Here is an 18,385-nt window from a genome sequence, read left to right as displayed (position 1 = left end):
CTACCAGAATGAGTTGAATGCGAATGGGATCCAGCCGTCAATGACAGATGGTTACGACTGTTATCAAAATGCATTAGCAGAACGAATAAACGGTATACTTAAGCAAGAGTTCTTACTCTACCGATGTGAAACAATCGAAGAGTTGAAAATACTCGTTACCGAATCAATCAATATTTACAATGAAATGAGACCGCACTTAGTATTAGATATGGAAACGCCTAACGCAGTGCATAATAGAAAAGGCCAGCTTCGAGAGCTGGCCTAATAACTGTCAACCTATATTAGGACGGGTCATTGGGGGTCAGATAAATCACTCTATTTATGGTATTTACCATGTAGCTGACTTTGAACGCCCTTAAGCGACTAGCATAAATAACTTACTGAAAGCGTTGCTGCAAATACTTAATAATTTCTGAATACTCGTACAACCAAATGTCGTTTTCAGGAGTTTGTATGCGTAAGCAAGGGGCTTTCACTTTTCCTCCGCCTTGTGCTAATTCATCACGATACGGAGACCCACTCGATACGCTGCGTTTACGAATAGGCAAATTCATTTTATACATAGCTCGGCGTGTTTTAATACAAAAAGGACATGCAAAAAATTGATAAAGTGTTAATTCTTGTACGGCTTTTCCAATCTGATGTTGTTCATGTGGCAATCGTTTGATTTTGTACCGCGAGTAATTAAATCAAACAAGGCGATAAAACCGCCGAGTGCGTTGCGAATTAGGGAAATGAATAAGCTCAATTTTATGACTTTTAAGGTTAAGAAATACAGCGACGCAGTATACCAAAAATTTTATATAGGATCTTATATGAAGGAAAATGCGAATAAGCCCCAGAAGTAAGACCATAGCAATAAAGTAAATAGCAACAACCCAAACCGATAATCCAACAATTAACCTTACCGATAACGCGATTTCCAACAAGCAACGCCTGCCAGGCCTATTAAGAGGTTTTCTTACATCGCGAGGACAACCTGTTATTGTAGTTTCAATTGAATGGTTTCGCGGTGTGGTACGTCAACAGGCATAAAAAAAGCGGCAGAGCGGCGTTTTTGATGTCCGAGTGCATGTGGTTATTAGCATATTAGTCTGAAATACTTTATTTTCCTGAAGAGAAAAATACACATGAATGAAAGAGTGAATGCTAAAAATAATAATATAAGGATTGAAAGTGACAGGTCTCCTGTAAACTCAACAACTGGTATTCTTAATAAAGTAAGAAAAAAAGGATGGATTAGATAAATACCGAAACTTGCAGTTGCAATATTTGATATTAAATCATTTTTTTTAAATAAATTGTTGTTTTTAGCGAACAGGTAAAATATTAGTAAAGTAACAATGAAATTGATTATTCCAGCATTGCTTAATATAAACGAGTCTTTAATAATTCCAAATGATGCAGAATAATAATTTAAAACAATGCTTATAATTAATAGTGAAAGCAGTGATGCTACAGCAACCTTATTGCTAACTTTTATTTTTTCATAGTAATTTCCTATAAAATACCCAGATATTAAATAAGCTAAATACCATGGGAAACTTTTAAACCAAGTTATAGTGACATTAAATAGTTCTTTTGCAACAAAAGATGCTTGATTCAAAAACATAAAAAACGCGAATATACCTATCAAGTAATAATAGTCTTCTATCTGTGGTTTCTCACCTATGATGTAATGATTAATAAATGGTACAAACATCATCAAACAAATGAACATTGTTAGATACCAGAGATGGTAGTAGGTCTTCCCATTGCCTATAAAGCCGACTGTTAATTGCAAAATGGAAGCAGTAATGGTTTTGTCTCTAAAAAAAAAGTCAAATACCACAAAAAATGTTGACCAAAAAATTAAAGCAGGAATTATTCTAAATCCTCGATTAATATAAAAATCTTTGGTGCCAATATCATGACCTAGTAGTAAATACCCTGAAATCATAATGAACATAGGTACAGAAAAACGTGACAAACCATTTAAGGTATTTGCCAATCACCAGTCGTCATTAGGGATTTTATTAAAATCACTGTAGATGAAAGAAGTTGCATGAATTGTTACAACCGCAAATATTGCTAAAACACGTAAATAATCTACCCAAATTTGCTTTTGCATAAATTTTATTCCTTGTTGATGCTAACTTTCCAATAACGGGCGCAGACATGTGGGGCATAATAGCGCAGCCGCCCCGCGTGTATGCGTCCCAGCGAACGAAGTGAGTGAGTTAATTGGCTTGTATGGATAATTCTTCCCTAGTTACACCGACATTCCTTTTCGAAGATGGGTAAAGTTAGGCCCAGACTTTGGCTGCAACCAAAGTTGGCTGTGTAGTAGTTCGGCGATTGGGTGGCTCCTCATTTGAGAGACGGATAACAAACTCGAACGCTACACGGCACTCCAAGCATCATACTCGAACAGTCAACTGGGCCCCGAGCTCGCATTTAGCAAACCAGAGTTAGCTTATTATGAATAAAACCGTAGTGCAAAACATAAAACGTGGGCGTTGATACCAGTAAGATTTCCTCGATATTCATATTCGTCCACTGAATGAATATTTCAAAGTCAGTAATGACAAGAAAGCCGCAGCAGAGGCGATGAAACGTCTTCAAAAATTGAATATCGAACGCGTAGTAATTGAATCTACGGCTCGTTATGATGAACTTTTTGTTAGTGCCTGTACAAAGGCGAATATACCTTTCAGTATAGTCAATCCAGTTCATGTAAAACGTTTTGCAGGTGCTATAGGACGAAGAGCTAAGACCGATAAGTTGGATGCGGCGTTAATAGCTCAATTCGGTAAAGTAATACAACCTAAGCTATCTAGACTGAAGCCAGAGAATATGCAGAAGATGGCACATATTGTTAGACGTAGAAACCAGTTAATAGAGATGCAAACTAAGGAAAAGAATCGTCTGCAGATAATGTCAAAGGCCATTCAGCTCAACATTAAAGCGATGCTTATTCTTTTGAAAAAGCAAATAGAGAAGATGAACGATGAGCTAGCAAAACTGATAGAAAGCTGCCTGGGATTACAGAGCCAAGAGTGAGCTTGTGCAGAGTATGCCAGGCATAGGAAAAATATCAACCGCAGCGTTAATTAGTTATTTACCCGAACTTGGTTTGATGAATAGCAAAAAGTAGCATCACTTGTTGGCGTCGCACCGATGAAAAAAGAAAGCGGTAAATATAAGGGTAAGTAAGTTACTCAAGGTGGGCGTCACCAAGCCCGCACCGTTCTATTTATGGTGATGATGTCAGCCATGCAGTGCAATCAAAAATTTAAGGCGTTTTACGAGCGCTTAGTTGAAGCGGGAAAGCCGAAAAAAGTTGCCATAATCGCCTGCGTGAGAAAGATGGTGATTATCTTAAATCCAATGGTAAGAGATGGCGTCATGTGGGAAGAAACAACAGTTTAAATTTAGAGTTGACGCCATAGTAGTTTGTTATGCATTATTCTTTAAAACACTTAGGTTGCAGTGGACTAAATCTGCGCCTTCTAGATTAGCGCACTCTTTAAATCCATGTTTTTTAAAGACTCAATAACGGCGTTATTGGTACTGTAAGTTCCGGTGTTTAAACCATAGTCATTTTTATAGAAATCTCTCAGCCGAATATCGTCACGAAACATGAGCGACACTGCAAGAATATACTGAAAGTTAGCCGTTTCTTTGTCCTGGAATGAGGCCGCATATAAAACAGTAAGAAGCTGGATTTCATTCCAACGATCTGAAGACAAATTGACAGTCGTAACTAACGCATCTACGTATTCTGAGCTCTTTTTTTATGCGTAAAATATTTATCTGCTAAGAACGAAAAAATGGCTATTAATATTAAAGCCACAAAAAAGAGTTTATTTTGCACTTTAATCCTGATGCATAACGCCTCACATCACCGGCAGCAAAAAGCAAAGCGAGGAACGAGAGCGGCGCTTTTGTATAACTTTAGTGAGTATTATCAATAAGCATTCTTATTAATAAAGCCATTGAAAACAGTCATGAATACAATTTTGATATCAAACCAAACCGACCACCTATGGATGTAATCTAGGTCGTATTCTACACGCTGAACCATTTTATTTACTGTTTCAGTTTCACCACGCAAACCATTAACTTGCGCCCAGCCAGTAATGCCAGGTTTAACCTTGTGGCGTAACATGTAACCTGTGATTATCTTGCGATATTGCTCGTTGTGAGCGACCGCGTGTGGTCTAGGGCCTACAATTGACATTCTGCCTTGAAGAACATTTATAAACTGCGGGAGTTCATCCAAAGAGGTTCTTCTCAAAAAACCGCCAATTTTTGTCAAACGTGCATCGTTTTTGGTCGCTTGCTTAACAACTGCACCATTGTCTTGTGTAGTCATTGAGCGAAACTTATAGACTGTGATTTGTTTTCCATCTAATCCGTAGCGTTTTTGCTTGAATATCACGGGGCCTTTCGAAGTAAGCTTAACCGCCGCAGCTATGCCAAGCATGGGTATAGATATCAGCATTAATATAAGCGAGCTTAAGACAATATCCTCGAGCCGCTTTAGAATATCACTAGCACCTTGGAATGGTGTATCGTAAACACTCAGTGCTTGGACATTACCTACCGTCTGCCAGCGGGCGTTAAGTAGGTTATACATGAAGAAATTTGGAACTACATAAACGTTTGCTGTGGTGTCACTGCATTGCTCTAAAATTGAGCGTATTCTGTTTTCTGCGCTCATAGGCAGTGCAATATATATGTAATCAACTTCATTTCGTTTAGCCATTTCTATGGCCTGCTCGATGTTTCCTAATACGGTATTTTGCATTTCATGAGGAAGTCGACTCGTATCTCTATCATCAAACAAACCGTTAAATCGAATTCCAAGGTGTTCATTTTGCTGTATCTGAAGTGCAACATTTGCTCCAAGGTGCGTTGCGCCAATAATAATTGAACGCCTAGAATTCATTCCGCTTTTTCTTATATGAAATAGGAATTTACGCATTACGAAACGCCAAGCAATCAGGCCGACAAACGATGTCGCAAACCAAGCTAAGACCACAAGGGGAGGGGTATTAATGTTTTGAACAAAAAAGTAACCTATCGTTAAGGTACCTAGAATACTTAGCGCCCACGTTATTGCAGCAGCTCTTAGCATTTCCGGTGTGCGATGACCGCGCCACGAGCGATAAAGCTCAACACCTTCAGCGGATATTTGAAAACAAATCACGTTGACGAATAAAAGAATCAGACTAGTAGGGTCGATAATAGACTCGAAGTATGCGGCGCACGAGTAATAGAGTAGTGTTACCAATGATAAGTCTATAAGTCGGTAAAGTGTTGAAAAGCCACTCTTATTTCGCACTGCAAGGCCGTCACTGGCGTTAGAATCAACAGGGTGTGATTTTAGAACTTTATTAGATTCTGCTTGATTGTCCATTGAGAAAGTCTCTAAATCGATAAGGTAAAAGGTGTTAAATTGCTTACTTTAATTTCACCAGTTCTAGCTACAAACGGCATCTAAAAGTTACAAACTGATAAACAGTATGGTTCCTGTAGCAAAGAATGTGCCTACAAAAGAAAAATATATGCCTACATACAGTCGGATCAGTAAAGAAATGATGCCTCTAATAGCGGAACAAACCTATGACTATATGATTAAGCATTAGTATATAGTACCTCTGTTGTAATTTTATTACAAAATAAGCTTTATGGTCTTTTGAATGTTGGTATCATTAGCATTACTTTAAAGTGCTGTGAAACTTGGTATTGAAAATAAAGTTGAAACAATTTGATGCTAGCGTGTTTTTTTATGGCATGAATCTAGCTATGTTTTTTATGGCATGAATCTAGCTATGTCTGGGTTGAAGCTAAATCAATTAGATAGAAGTTAAACTTCTTCCTTACATCGAATTTTATATAAGCGTTTTAGCGAAAAATATATTGTCGCCCATATGCCGATGGTAGGGAAAAGCGCTCTATTGAGTCTTATTGGGCTTGAATACTATTTAGAAAAACATTTAGGCAAATCTAAGCTATTTTGAATAGCAAAGTGAAAGTAGGGAAAGGAAATGAAATATCAGAACAAGCTATTGCTATCGTTGGTTGCTATTTGCGTTGCCAATTCTGTAGCAGCTCAACAACAAGGAAGGATTGAAGCAGGGCAATTTGACATTATACCTTCTCTTAACACTTCCATGAGCTACGTAGACAACGTTGCTCGTGCAACCGACGGGCAAGCAAAAATATATAGCTGGCGCTCAATTCTATCACCTGAAATTATTGCAGCCACAGAGGTTGACGGAAACCCGGTGCAATTTGGTTATCGGTTGGAGCGCGGTACTTTCTTTTCAAGTAGTGCAGATGACTATACTGACCATTTTGTTGAAGCACTTACCGATTATGAGTTAAACAGTCGTCATGCAATCAATGCAATTTTAAGATACGAAGACGGCCATGAGGACCGAGGTACGGGGTTCTCATTAGGCGGCGGGAGTGACTTAACCACACCTGATACTTATAAAAGTATGTACTACGGCGCTGAATATACGTACGGAAGTTTAAGTTCAGCTGGTGAAGTGGTATTGAAAGCAGATAGAACCACTTTAGATTACGATCGTAATGAATTTGCGTACCTTATCAGAGACAGGGCGACCAATAGGATTGGGGCCGAGTTCAATTATCAAATTGCCCCCTCTACTGAATTAGTGTTCGATTTCACACGCTCATTTATACGTTACGATAACAACCTGCTTGAAAACTCTCTAGAAAGTAATGAGAACCGTCTTTTGGTTGGTATTGCGTGGGAAAATACGGCAGCAACTTCTGGTTATGCAAAAATCGGTTATAAAGAAAAAGATTTTGCGGCAAGTAACCGTGATAATTTCTATGGAACCGATTGGGAAGTAGGTATCGAGTGGCAACCACTCACATACTCAACCGTAAACTTCTCTACCTCCGCAGATACTAATGAAACCAATGGTGAGGGTAGTTTAATCCGCGGTAGAAACTACAGATTATCTTGGACACATCAATGGCTTGAACGCTTAAGTAGTAGCTTGCGGTACGCAAGAGAAAACAATGAATATATTGTTGATGATGAAGACTTTACCAATCGAGATGACAAATTGTCTATTTACGCAGCGTCTTTGAATTATGAAGCTAGAAGGTGGTTAAGCTTTTCACTGTTTTACAGAATTGAAGACAGAGACAGTAATAGGGAAGCAATCAATTTCGACCAAAGTGTGGTCGGTGTGTCAGCTGAGGTTACATTGTGATAAGCATTATAAAAAAAATATCTTTCCTTACTCTAGCCATATTTTGGAGTGTTTTTGCTTGGGCTCAAGAAGGGAATTTAAGCATGAGCCAATACCAGCTTGGTTCTGGCGACCGAATAAACATTAGCGTTTTTGGTCAGGATGACCTTTCAATGGAAATTCGCCTGCCCGATGTCGGCACTATAAATTACCCATTTCTTGGAGAATTAAAGCTTGTAGGTATGACCGCTGCGGAAGTGGAGAGCTTAATTTACGAAGGCCTCTTAGGAGATTACTTAGTAAATCCGTCCGTTTCCGTTTCAATTGTTGAGTATCGCCCGTTTTTTATAGACGGTGAAGTAAAGCGCCCCGGCGGTTATCCATACCAGCCAGGGCTATCTGTTAACAAAGCTGCTGCGTTGGCAGGTGGTTATACGGAGCGTGCAAATAGGGATAAAATTACTATAGTACGCGAGACCGATGGGCAACAGTTTGAATTTAGTGTCTCGGTTACAGATATGATCCAACCGGGTGATATCGTAACTGTAAACCAGCGTTTCTTTTAAAATATAACTATTTTGTGAGCTAACTAAATGGCAGTAAAAATTACGGAAGATACAGATAATAACGAGCTCATTGACTTAGGGCACTATCTGGGAATCATTAAACGGTACAGCTTAAGGATATTACTTCTGGCTATCGCCTTTACAGTGTTAGTCGCTATCTTAGTAATGAAGATGACGCCCCTTTACACATCTTCTACAACTCTGTTAATAGAGGCAGAAAAGGCTAACGTGGTGTCTATTGAAGAAGTATACGGGATAGACACTAAAAGCAAAGACTATATGGCAACGCAGTTTGAAGTGTTGAAGTCGCGTCAAATTGCTGAAAAAACGGTCGAAAGCCTCTCCTTGTATGACAACGCTGATTTTATGCCCGAGGAAAATGAAACATCGTTCGTTTCTGACTTGGCTGAGATGTTTCCATTTCTACCTCAAAAAGAGAAAGTAGAACTAACTGAAGAGCAAAAAGTTGTTAAGTTAAAGCGAAAAGCCACTCACCTACTTATGAGTGCTACAGATGTATCGTTATTAAAAGGTACTCAGTTAGTCAGAATATCCGTAACTACTGAAAAGCCTACCTTATCTGCGCTTATTGCAAACACTATTGCAGAAGTTTATATCGAAAACTACCTTCAAGCTAAACTAGATATGACAGCTAAGGCTACATCATTTCTTACTGACAGTATTGATGGTTTGAAAACTAAGTTAGATGTTGCTGAGCGCAATCTTGTAAGGTTTTATGAAACTAATCAGGTTGTGAATATTGATGGTGTAGTCGGTCTTGCGTCAGACGAACTAGAAAGGCTCAATATTCAGCTTTCTGAAGCGGAAGTAGAGCTTAAGTTAAACAGTGTTATTTTTAACCAAATCAAAGATAGTAAAGCTATTGAAGATGTGGCCAGAATACCTGAAGTCTTGAATCACCCTGCTGTAAGGGACGTTAGAAGAGACGAAGGTAAAGCATTAACAAGAGTTAGTGAGTTAAGTAAGGTCTATGGTCCGAAGCATCCTAAAATGATAGCGGCCAATGCTGAATTGACAGCAATTAGAGATACGCTAAATACCCAAATTACGGATTTAATAAGCAGTATCACGACTCAGTATGAATCTTCGAAACAAAAAGTGGCTCAACTTCAGAAAGAAGTCGAAACGTCTAAAGCTGCGTTCAGGTCACTGGCTGAACTGGATAATAAACGCAAGGCTCTAGAGCGAGAAGTAGATATTAACCAGCAGCTTTACGATTCATTTTTTACTAGATTGAAAGAAACAGACGAGCTTGGTGGCTTAGAATCGGCCAACGCGCGTGTTCTCGACACTGCGCTACCTAGCTATACGCCTTCTAAACCAAATAAAAAGCTATTTATTGCTGCTGCTTTTGTGGTGAGTTTGAGCTTTGGTATTGCGCTAGCCATTGTCATGGAAACGCTTAACAGTGGTATTCGTTCTGTAGATGATGTTGAGAAGAAGTTAGGGCAGCGCATGCTTGGGTTGATCCCTTGGCTTGCTCACAAGAAAAAGACGGACCTACCTATTCGTACGTTTTTCGATGGCAAGAAACATCAATTTGCCGAAGCGGTTAGAACATTACGAACTAGCCTTTCGTTATTGAATATTGACAAAGAAAATCAAGCAATTTTGGTCACCTCAAGTGTGCCCAAAGAGGGAAAAACCACAGTGGCGATTAACTTAGCTTTTGCTTTGGGTCAGCTAGATAAGACTATATTAATTGATGCTGATTTACGTCGACCAAGTATAGGCAAACAGTTTAATATTCCTAGCTATCAACCTGGTGTAGCGAATCTTGTATTGAAGTCGCATAGTTTTGAGGAATGTTTGGTTCGAGATGAAGAGTCAAATATTGATATTCTCTCAGCCGGTACTATCCCTTCAAATCCACAAGAGTTATTAGCAGACAAGGGGTTTGAAGAGCTTATTACTAAGCTTAAGTCTGAGTATAAATATGTGGTGGTAGATACGGCACCTACGCAGGCAGTGAGCGACTCTATGATCGTAGCAAACTCCTGTGACTCTGTTATTTACGTTGTTAGGGCTGACAGTACAAGTGACAAAGTAATCAATAATGGCTTATCGCGATTCCTGCAAGTGGGCCACCGTCTTGATGGGGTGGTACTGAATCAAGTAAACTTGCGTAAATCAGATGTAGCACAAAGGTACGCTGGATTTTATGACCAATATGGATATACCAGTCAGAAAAGCAGCTAAGAAAAATTATTGATAGACCTTCATAGTCATATACTTCCTGGCATCGATGATGGTGCCAGGACTTTAGACATTGCCCTTGAAATGGCTCAGCAGGCAGTAAGTTGTGGTATCAGCCATATGGTATGCACCCCTCATATACATATGGGGTATTTTGATAACTCTCGAAGCTCGATAGAAGCCGCCTTTCTCTCTTTTAGTGAGCACGTTAAGAGGGAGTCAATTCCTCTTTCTCTTTCATTTGCGGCTGAAGTTCGTGTGAATGAGTTAATTCCTATATGGTACAAAAAAGGTGAATTACCATTCCTAGGTAAATACGATGGCAAAAATGTATTACTTCTTGAAATGCCTCATAGCCATATTCCACAAGGTCTTGATGTACTTATAAAATGGCTACTGCGCAATAATATTCAGCCATTGATTGCCCACCCAGAACGCAACAGAGAATTAATTGCCGAAAATTACAAATTTAATTGGCTGCAAAGACAAGGGTGTTTATTTCAAGCAACCGCAGGAGCCTTTGTTGGACGCTTTGGTGATAAAGTAGAAGAGTTTGCATTTAGGTTATTTGAGGAAAGAGCATTTCATGTAGTGGCGTCAGACACTCACGATTTAGTTAGACGACCCAATGATATGAAAGCTGCCTATGAAGTAGTCGCGAGTTATGATTATACATATGCAAAAAAAGTTTTTGTAGAAACTCCTAGTGTAATAACAGCACTGGAGAAAAAGCATGCAAATTGACAATAAGTTCGCGCATTGGATAGAAAAGGTCAAATGGCGTAGTGCGGTTAGTTTCCTGGTAGCTTCTATAGCTTTCTTTAGCTTTTTGGGAAGCGCAAATCAGTTTTTTGTTAGCAATACCTATTATAGCGTTAAAAATAGTTTAGATAGTTGGAATCGCGCTCCTTCTTCAGTTTCGACAAAAGACGTTGAAATAGCTCTTATAAAGATTGAAAAGGTAATTGATAAAGCCCCCAACAATGCACTTTATTATCAATTACAAGGGCAGCTTTATGAGTGGTTACACTTCAGTACGAATTTAGCGAGTGATTTAGAAACTGTAACAAAAGCGAATAATGGACCTGATGAACTGCACAGAGCGATGCTAAGTTATAAAAAAAGCTTAAAACTAAGGCCTAATTGGAGTGGGGGCTGGATAGGCTTAGCATCTGTAAAATGGAAACTTGGCGAGCTAGATAGCCAGTTTTATCAGTATTTAGATAACGCGGTTAGCGTTGGACCACAAGACGCCATAGTGCACAGGTTTATAGCAGAGTTCGGTATTACAATGTATATGAACAGGTCAGTGCATTACGCTAAAATTTTAAAACGACTAAGACACCACCTAGATTTAGGTATAAAGAACCCATTGACTAGAGAATTAATACTCAAACTCATAAGCAAAAACAATCTTAATGAACCCGCGTGTCGTTGGCTTGGACCATCTAGTTTTGCTGTCAGCACAGGCTTATTAAACTGTGCATAAAACTAAGAGCTGGACTTTTACGTATTCCCTTTTAACCAATCCCAAAGGCCTAAAGAAAAGCCTTCAAAAAGGTTAATGCCCAACCAACTTTTTAATATATACAGCAATACTAGGCCTAGTACTAAAGATACGCACAAGAACAAGGCAACAATAGCCGCCATCACCAATTTACCAATTCGGCTTTCCGTACGAGAAAGCTCTCGCTTATCTCGCCCTGCTAAAAGCACAAAATAATATCGGCTTCGCAACAAGCCTATTGTGCCTCTTACATCTACCTTGTGACTACCCCAGCGCCGGCCGGCAAGCGCGGTATTTAAATGAAACAACTGGTCGTCGGTAAAGGAATCTGCAACATTTTTGGGCATACGCTCTAGCATGTGCTGAACGTTAGGCTCTTCTTTTATTGGTCGCTTTATCTTTAGTACCACACAGGTCCCCTTGTGTCATAAAACTAATTGTGGCTATCTATCTCGCCGCCCCATAGGGATATCGCGACTTAACGCACCTAGTGCTAACAGTACAATAAATATAGTGGTATTTGCCGGTGCTTGTAGAGGGAAGTCGACAGTGCTGTGTAAAGCCATTCCTATTATTGCCATAACGCCTGCAAATGCGGTTCCCCGAGGAAGGGGGTGTCGTCGATGACGAATAGCGCTCATGGCGCTTTTAGCACATACCAGCACTAAGGTTGCCAGCAGCGCCGTACCCACTGCGCCAAATTCAATAGCAAATTGAAGATATTCGTTATGAGCGTGGTCGTAAAAGTGCTGAATAGATTCACTTTGAACCTGAGGGTATACCGTATAAAAGGTACCACCACCTGTACCTATGATCCCGTATTGGGTAAGAAGGGGCAGGGCATCGGTTATCACTTCATCACGGCTTTCTTGCGTTAAGTTGGTTTGTTCAATGCGCTGCTGCACCTGTTTAAGACCAAAAAGACTACTAACAATAAGCACATCTATAATCAGCATGCTTATGAACAGCACCACATAGCTTTTTTGGCGCGGTTTAAAGTAAATTAAGCCTAGTGTAGCCGTAATTGTCATAGCGATAAAAAACGCGCTATTGCCCATTCTAGAACGGGACATAACCAGCGCTATAACCATTATTATAATACCAATACGAAACAGCACTTTATTACTTAACCAAAAGCGCACTATTCTACGTAATCGTTCTCTTGGGCTTGAACCGCTTCGAACACGCAAGCTAGCTATCATGTAACCAATGGCGGCACTTAAGCAAAGTAATAGAAAATTGGCATAATGATTTTTATAAACAAAGCTTCCCGTGGCAATATGAGAAACAGGCAGTTTGAAAATTAAGCTGTACTTCAAGCCAGACAATACTTCCAATGCACCATATATAGCTTGAAACACACCAGCAGCGCTAATTACTATCAAAGTGTACCTAAGGCGTTTACCTGTGTTGATAAGCGTAAGTGCAATGAAAAACAAGAAGCAATAGGCAAGCGATTTAAAAAACGTAACGTTGCTCTGCCCAACATCAAAACTTAGCGAAAGCCATTGCGACATTATATCTTCCACGTACTGAATATTTTCGTTCATCATAAAGTGAACGCGTTCAGGGCGAAGGGCTTCAACTAAAGAAAAAGGAAGGGGGATTATATTAACTAGCTGCCAGGCTAAGAATGCCATCCATACAATAACAAGCACCTTGTATTGTGCGTATAGCTTTGAAAGTAAAGAGTTGTTAATGAGTAATAAAACGCCGCCAATAAAGAAAAACGACATTTGCATTAATGCCCATGCCCATGGGCGGTTGGCTCCTAGTGACAAAGGCAGCCAGAACAAGGTAAACAAAAGAAAACCGAAAAGAAACTTTTCGGTTTTCTGAAAATTAAACATAAGCAAATTACAACTAACTAACGTAGAATTTAAATATAAATTAAAGCAACCTAGTTAGCTGAAATGGTTGTGTCGCCACCGCCTGCGCCTGCAGCACCAGTACCTACACCTAGCGGAGAAAACGTATTTCCAGCCGCGCCTGCAGCAGTTGCTGTTAACGTGCTAGGGTCTACGCCAGCATTAATAACCGCTAATAATGCGTCTTCTTCACTAATAACCTGCATTTGAAGGGCTATGTTGTATATTTCATTAGCGTCTTCTGGAAACATTAAAATAGTAATGGTAACAATCTGTGCAGCCTGTTCAGGAAACGCCGTAAAACCTGCTATAGCAAGTTCAAACCCCGTGGCGTTATCATTCAAAAGGCCTACAAGGGATTCAAAAGCACTTTGGTTTCCGTCTAAGTAAGCCATACCCGCCGCATCAAAAAACAATGCTTCGTCAAGTACTATCTGGCTTACTTCACTTGCAGCTTGCTCAACCGATGCACCCTCTTCAATTTCAGTAACTAAAAGGTTTCTAACTTGCAAACCGGGTACGCTGCCCTCTTGAGCAAAAGATGCCGTTGAAAAAGCAATCAACACGCAAAAGAGCACAGATAAAATAATGTTGCTACGCATAACTTATCCTTAGATTAAAAACGTCGGGTTAGCTTCTTGCTAACACCATATGGCTTTATTGTACAACAAGTGAACGTATAAGATCTCGTTTTTGTTATAGCTCTATTCATTTATTCATTTTAGGCTTACTAATACTGCCATAACGAAGGTTTGGCAAAGTAAAAGCCCTGCTGATACGAAACATGTAGTTGCGATAATGCAATCGACTCGGCTTCGTTCTCGACAAGTTCAGCAATAATGCTAATGCTTAACCCGCGTGCAATGCTTAATAAACTACTTACAAATAACTGACTATCTTTGTCTGAGTGAACATCTTTCGTAAGTTTGCCGGAAATTTTTACAAAATGAGGCTGAATAGCCCTCAATCCAGCTAATGATGCAAGATTGTCTCCAAAATGTTCAATAGTTATCTCGCAGCCTAAATTAACCAGCGACTTGCAAAACGATACTGCATCGTTTTTATGGTGTATTAACGCAGAATCTTCTAATTCAAAGACCAAATAAGTGCACAGCGCTTCATTTTGGTTCAGCAAACCTAACAGCCATTGCCTAAACGATCCACTGGCTAAAGATGCATTTGCGATGTTAATTGCAACATTCCTTTTATCTTTTGCCAGTTTATTAAGAACTAAGCTTACCACCAACTTATCTACCTCTGGAATTAAGTTCAAGCGCTCTGACGCCGGAATTAATTGCGACATAGGGATAGGGTTGCCAGTATCTTTGTCTTTAAATCGTGCGAAGGCCTCGAAATAAGCGGGCGTGTTTTGGTCAACGTTCATTACAGGCTGAATAAGTATATCGGCACACTGCTGGTGTAGTATTTGGTTTAACCGCTCTTTCCACGCCGTATTGCTGTGAATATGAGAAAGCTCAGAGGCGAACTGCCAGCCGTGAGGTTGTTTGGTCGCAGCCATCAATGCGCTGTCGGCATTTTCCATAATTTCGGAAAAAGCCTGTTCATCGTTAAACTGCGCAGCGCCAATCCATACTGCTTTACTGCCATCTTTAAGTAGGTTGCAAAGCGCTAGGGTACTACAGAGTACGTTTATGTGGGCTTCGCAATCTTGCTTAGTCATCGACTCTGTCACTAATACAAAATCAGCGCCCGATATCCTAAACAAAAATGATGTTTCTTGAATGCTAGATGAGAAATTTTTAAGCTCTTCAGCTACACCAGTAACATACTTATCGCCATCTTGAGCGCCTAAGGTCATGTTAATAGCGTTTAGTTGTGCAAGACGTATCAAAATTACATAGCCACCATCCGAAGTGGCAGTTTTACTTAGTAGCGCGTTCATATGGCGTGTGAAAGCGTTTCTATTTTGTACACCGGTAAGGCTGTCTTCAAAAGCTTGAATTCTGAACTGCTCGGCCTTTTGGGTTAGCTCTTTAAACATTACCTCAACTGACGAAGAAAGCCTGTTTACCGCCTGAGTTATAAAAGAAAGTTCTTTCGTAAAAGGTTTGTAATTAATGTGGGAAAACTTTTGGTTTTGTATATCTTCAATTTTGTTTACCACAATACGAAGGGGTTTTGTGATGGCAGTGATGATAAACAGCAGGGCAATATAGGCGAACACGAAGGCTGCAAAAAACATAAACGCACTTTGTTTAACGCTTTCCCATAAAGTTTCATTTGCAAGGCCAGGGTGACTTTGAACCGCTAGTTCACCCGCCATTGTCCAACCATCATTTAATTCTGTTTTTTCAACGGGGGGAGTAACTTCTACAATATCAGTAAACCAGGTAGGAACCGTATCGACAGTATCTGGGTTACGTCTTTCAATCAGTAGGTTCCCCTCCATGTCAGTAATAGTAATATACTGATAGAACCCTCTGTCGAAAATAGCATTTACCATAGTTTCGGCCACAATCAGGCCGTTAGCGTCACCCAAGTAGGGCGTAACAGAAAGCCCTAATGAAGTTGCGGTATCTTGCGCGTGGGTAGCAAGCTGCTCGTTTACATACTCTCTGGTTAACTTAACGTTTATTATGAAAGAACCAGCAAAAACCAGTATCAAAAAAACGAGTAAGCTTGTACTTAGTTGGGTAGATAGTCTCATTATTCTTCTTTATCTCCGTACATAACGCGGTCTAGCCGCTCTACCATATCGTCCCACATCTTCATCGGGCCGCTTCCCCTCAGCTTGCGGCCCGTTCCCATAGCTTTCGCCGCCCACAGGCCGTTACCATTAAAGCTATAAATGGGTGACAAATCTCTTCTTTTATTAGCAGGCAATATACGCCTATTTATATTATCCAAAACAAGTGGAATAGAGGTTGGGGTTTCATAATACGCCAAAACCATGTGAGGTTGGCGTAATTCTAGGGCGGTTACATACATTAATCGCAACTGTTGTTCAGGAACGCCAAGTTCAATTAAAGAGAAGTATTTGGCAATAGTGTAGTCTTCACAGTCGCCAGCACCGGTAGAAATGAACTCAATTGGCGTTGCCCAATAGTCTTTTTGTTGCCAGTGAACAAGGTCGTCTACAAAATCAAAACGGTTAAAAAAGCGGTTTATCTGGTAAAGCTTTTCGTCTAGGTCTTCACTTTGTAACTCAGCAACCAATTGTCGCCATTTAGCAACGTTTTCACTAGCGTCAGAACCGTAAGTAGAGCTTATCCTTAAATAAACTTGTTCAGTGAACACTGTGCTTTGCTGAGCAACCAATATTGGTGTGAATAGCAAATATAAGGCAGATAGCGCGCATACAAACGCAAGGGATACATGAAACCCTTTCAAATAAATAAATGCCTGAATTTGATAAACACTAGCTTTAATAAAAATGCCTCAATAATGTGCAAAACTTTATTATATTTTACGTTCTTGTAGCTAATAATACTGATAACAAAAGAGAAGTGCATTGAAAATACACAAAATCAGTCAAATTCCAGCTCTTCGTTTATTCGGAAAGATGAATGTTTCCTCCATTGACAATGCACTGCAGGTGACTTCTTAATGTAAGCTTTATAAACGTGCGCTTTAACTGATTAAAATTTACTTACGGCTCGAAACTTGCAGAAAATTTTGCATCCCGTTCGCATAACTTGTATTTTGAAACCGCTAAAATGGAGTTGTTTATCAACGCTGCTATGGAACTATCAAAAACAGTGCTCACTAATGATCATTCGTAAAAGCCCACTTTACATATTTTCACCCGTCATCTACTTGCTATTGCTTACAAGAGCATCACTTGATCCTATATTAAAAATGACAGATTTTGGCGGCATAAGCTTCGGTGCGCTGCTTAATCTTGCGGTGATTGTATTTTTTTTTGGTGGCCTACTGCAAAATAGAGGTTCTATACCGGCAAGCGTTTTAAAACTTTGGGCTGGTTTCCTCGTGGTAGGGTTAATTTCTATTGTTATTTCACCTACACCAGTAACTTCATTTCGCTCGTTCGTTTCTGTTCTTACCTATTTTGCAATTTTTTCTTTAGCCTACACATTCGTACGGTCTAGGGAAGATCTTGAATCGATAATAAAATTGATCATTTACTCGAGTTCCATACCATTTGCGGTATCCATTGTTCAATTTGTCTTCCCAGAAACCAGTACAACTAGGCATGGTTTCAGGCTTCACGGTACCTTTAGCCATCCAAATATTTATGCATTTTACTTAGTGCTTATTGCAGCTGTGTCATTCTATAGCATTAAGTCAAACACGGTCTTTTTCTCGAAAAGGTTTATCCGGTTATGTATAGCACTTATACCTTTAAGTGCAATTTGCCTGATAGCTACTCAAACACGAAGCGCTTGGGTTGCATTCTTCGCTATATTTTTTATCTACGGTGTTCTGTACGAACGTAAATACGTAGTTCTAATGTGTTGTATTGGTGTTTTGGCATTGTTTTTGCCATTTGTTCAGGACCGAATAGCTGACCTTGCATCTGATTCTCAATTGACTGATTCGGGTGGCGAGAAGCTTAACTCTTATGCATGGAGAAAGGTAGTATGGCTCTCTTCTTGGGAGTTCATACAGAATAAGATTTTCTTTGGACACGGTTATAATACGTTCGCTTACTACTTTTTAGATTTCTTCACGATGGAAGAAAGCCATGGTTTTGACGCGCATAATGCATATGTTCAGATAGCATTTGATATGGGATTCGTGGGGCTCTTTTTTTACCTTGTGCTATTAATTGGAATTTTGCTTAAGCATTTAAAAAGCTTTGCGAAAGACCCCAAAGGAAACAGTGTGCTTTTAGCTTTAATAGCTTCATATATGGTTGTTTGTTACTCGGACAATATTTTATTTTACCTTTCTTACTGTTGGTATTTGTGGCTACTTTTGGGTGCTACTTGTGCGATATTGGAGAAGCGCGTCAAAAAAAAGATTACTAGTCCATATTGATTGGATAAATAAGTTGTAATTTTTTGGATGACAACTGTTAGAATT

The 18,385-nt window shown here is 39.6% G+C and carries 15 protein-coding genes and 2 pseudogenes; 8 read left to right on the top strand and 9 right to left on the bottom strand.

Annotated features, from left to right (window positions below; all coding sequences use genetic code 11):
- The coding region (locus MHM87_RS10610; protein WP_239259020.1) for an integrase core domain-containing protein at positions 1–265 on the top strand (265 nt) is incomplete at its 5' end.
- 112 nt (positions 266–377) lie between these two features.
- Here the strand turns inward: MHM87_RS10610 and MHM87_RS10605 are convergent.
- Positions 378–748, bottom strand: a pseudogene (locus MHM87_RS10605) (glutathione S-transferase N-terminal domain-containing protein).
- A 333-nt stretch (positions 749–1,081) separates the two neighbouring features.
- The gene (locus MHM87_RS10600) at positions 1,082–1,990 is read right to left on the bottom strand and encodes an acyltransferase family protein (protein WP_239259019.1); all 909 of its coding nucleotides are present in this window, start codon (positions 1,988–1,990) and stop codon (positions 1,082–1,084) included.
- Positions 1,991–2,517: 527 nt separating this feature from the next.
- Between MHM87_RS10600 and MHM87_RS10595 the strand changes: the two are divergent.
- Positions 2,518–3,411, top strand: a pseudogene (locus MHM87_RS10595) (IS110 family transposase); the annotation flags it as partial.
- 80 nt (positions 3,412–3,491) lie between these two features.
- Here MHM87_RS10595 and MHM87_RS10590 read toward each other — a convergent pair.
- Both MHM87_RS10590 and MHM87_RS10585 read right to left on the bottom strand, forming a co-directional pair.
- A complete protein-coding gene (locus MHM87_RS10590; protein WP_239259017.1) occupies positions 3,492–3,731 on the bottom strand; it encodes a hypothetical protein in 240 nt (79 codons plus the stop codon).
- A 218-nt stretch (positions 3,732–3,949) separates the two neighbouring features.
- On the bottom strand, positions 3,950–5,404 hold the full coding sequence (locus MHM87_RS10585) for an undecaprenyl-phosphate glucose phosphotransferase (RefSeq protein WP_239259015.1): 1,455 nt from the start codon (positions 5,402–5,404) through the stop codon (positions 3,950–3,952).
- A gap of 631 nt (positions 5,405–6,035) precedes the next feature.
- Here MHM87_RS10585 and MHM87_RS10580 point away from each other — a divergent pair.
- From MHM87_RS10580 to MHM87_RS10560, 5 genes are all read left to right on the top strand, one after another.
- A complete protein-coding gene (locus MHM87_RS10580; protein WP_239259013.1) occupies positions 6,036–7,241 on the top strand; it encodes an outer membrane beta-barrel protein in 1,206 nt (401 codons plus the stop codon).
- Between the two features lie 83 nt (positions 7,242–7,324).
- Positions 7,325–7,786: a polysaccharide biosynthesis/export family protein gene (locus MHM87_RS10575; protein ID WP_239259011.1), complete on the top strand. Its 462-nt coding sequence runs from the start codon at positions 7,325–7,327 to the stop codon at positions 7,784–7,786.
- 27 nt (positions 7,787–7,813) lie between these two features.
- Entirely contained in the window at positions 7,814–10,006 is a 2,193-nt protein-coding gene (locus MHM87_RS10570; protein ID WP_239259009.1) for a polysaccharide biosynthesis tyrosine autokinase, read from the top strand.
- A 9-nt stretch (positions 10,007–10,015) separates the two neighbouring features.
- Positions 10,016–10,747 carry a CpsB/CapC family capsule biosynthesis tyrosine phosphatase gene (locus MHM87_RS10565; RefSeq protein WP_239259007.1) on the top strand — a complete coding sequence of 244 codons (732 nt, stop codon included), beginning with the start codon at positions 10,016–10,018 and terminating at the stop codon, positions 10,745–10,747.
- Positions 10,737–11,492 (top strand): VpsP family polysaccharide biosynthesis protein, encoded by a 756-nt coding sequence (locus MHM87_RS10560; RefSeq protein WP_239259005.1) that lies wholly within the window; start codon positions 10,737–10,739, stop codon positions 11,490–11,492. Before MHM87_RS10565 ends, MHM87_RS10560 begins: the two co-directional genes overlap by 11 nt.
- 17 nt (positions 11,493–11,509) lie before the next feature.
- Here the strand turns inward: MHM87_RS10560 and MHM87_RS10555 are convergent, their stop codons facing one another.
- The 5 genes from MHM87_RS10555 to MHM87_RS10535 form a co-directional block, all read right to left on the bottom strand.
- The gene (locus MHM87_RS10555; RefSeq protein WP_239259002.1) at positions 11,510–11,920 is read right to left on the bottom strand and encodes a 3-phosphoshikimate 1-carboxyvinyltransferase; all 411 of its coding nucleotides are present in this window, start codon (positions 11,918–11,920) and stop codon (positions 11,510–11,512) included.
- Positions 11,921–11,953: 33 nt separating this feature from the next.
- Positions 11,954–13,360, bottom strand: coding sequence for an O-antigen ligase family protein (locus MHM87_RS10550; protein ID WP_239259000.1), 1,407 nt, complete (start codon positions 13,358–13,360; stop codon positions 11,954–11,956).
- A gap of 50 nt (positions 13,361–13,410) precedes the next feature.
- Positions 13,411–13,980, bottom strand: a complete 570-nt coding sequence (locus tag MHM87_RS10545) for a hypothetical protein (RefSeq protein WP_239258998.1) — start codon at positions 13,978–13,980, stop codon at positions 13,411–13,413.
- Positions 13,981–14,108: 128 nt separating this feature from the next.
- Positions 14,109–16,046 (bottom strand): EAL domain-containing protein, encoded by a 1,938-nt coding sequence (locus tag MHM87_RS10540; RefSeq protein WP_239258996.1) that lies wholly within the window; start codon positions 16,044–16,046, stop codon positions 14,109–14,111.
- Positions 16,046–16,675, bottom strand: coding sequence for a transglutaminase-like cysteine peptidase (locus MHM87_RS10535; protein ID WP_239259022.1), 630 nt, complete (start codon positions 16,673–16,675; stop codon positions 16,046–16,048). The genes MHM87_RS10540 and MHM87_RS10535 overlap by 1 nt, the downstream gene beginning before the upstream one ends.
- 432 nt (positions 16,676–17,107) lie before the next feature.
- Here MHM87_RS10535 and MHM87_RS10530 point away from each other — a divergent pair, with 432 nt between their 5' ends.
- Positions 17,108–18,340 carry an O-antigen ligase family protein gene (locus MHM87_RS10530; protein WP_239258994.1) on the top strand — a complete coding sequence of 411 codons (1,233 nt, stop codon included), beginning with the start codon at positions 17,108–17,110 and terminating at the stop codon, positions 18,338–18,340.
- The last annotated feature ends 45 nt before the right edge of the window (positions 18,341–18,385 follow it).

Source organism: Alteromonas sp. Cnat3-28 (genome assembly GCF_022348265.1).
In the GTDB taxonomy this organism is placed as follows: domain Bacteria; phylum Pseudomonadota; class Gammaproteobacteria; order Enterobacterales; family Alteromonadaceae; genus Alteromonas; species Alteromonas macleodii.
Note: the sequence above shows the minus strand (reverse complement) of the source record. Positions and strands in the feature narration are given on the sequence as shown.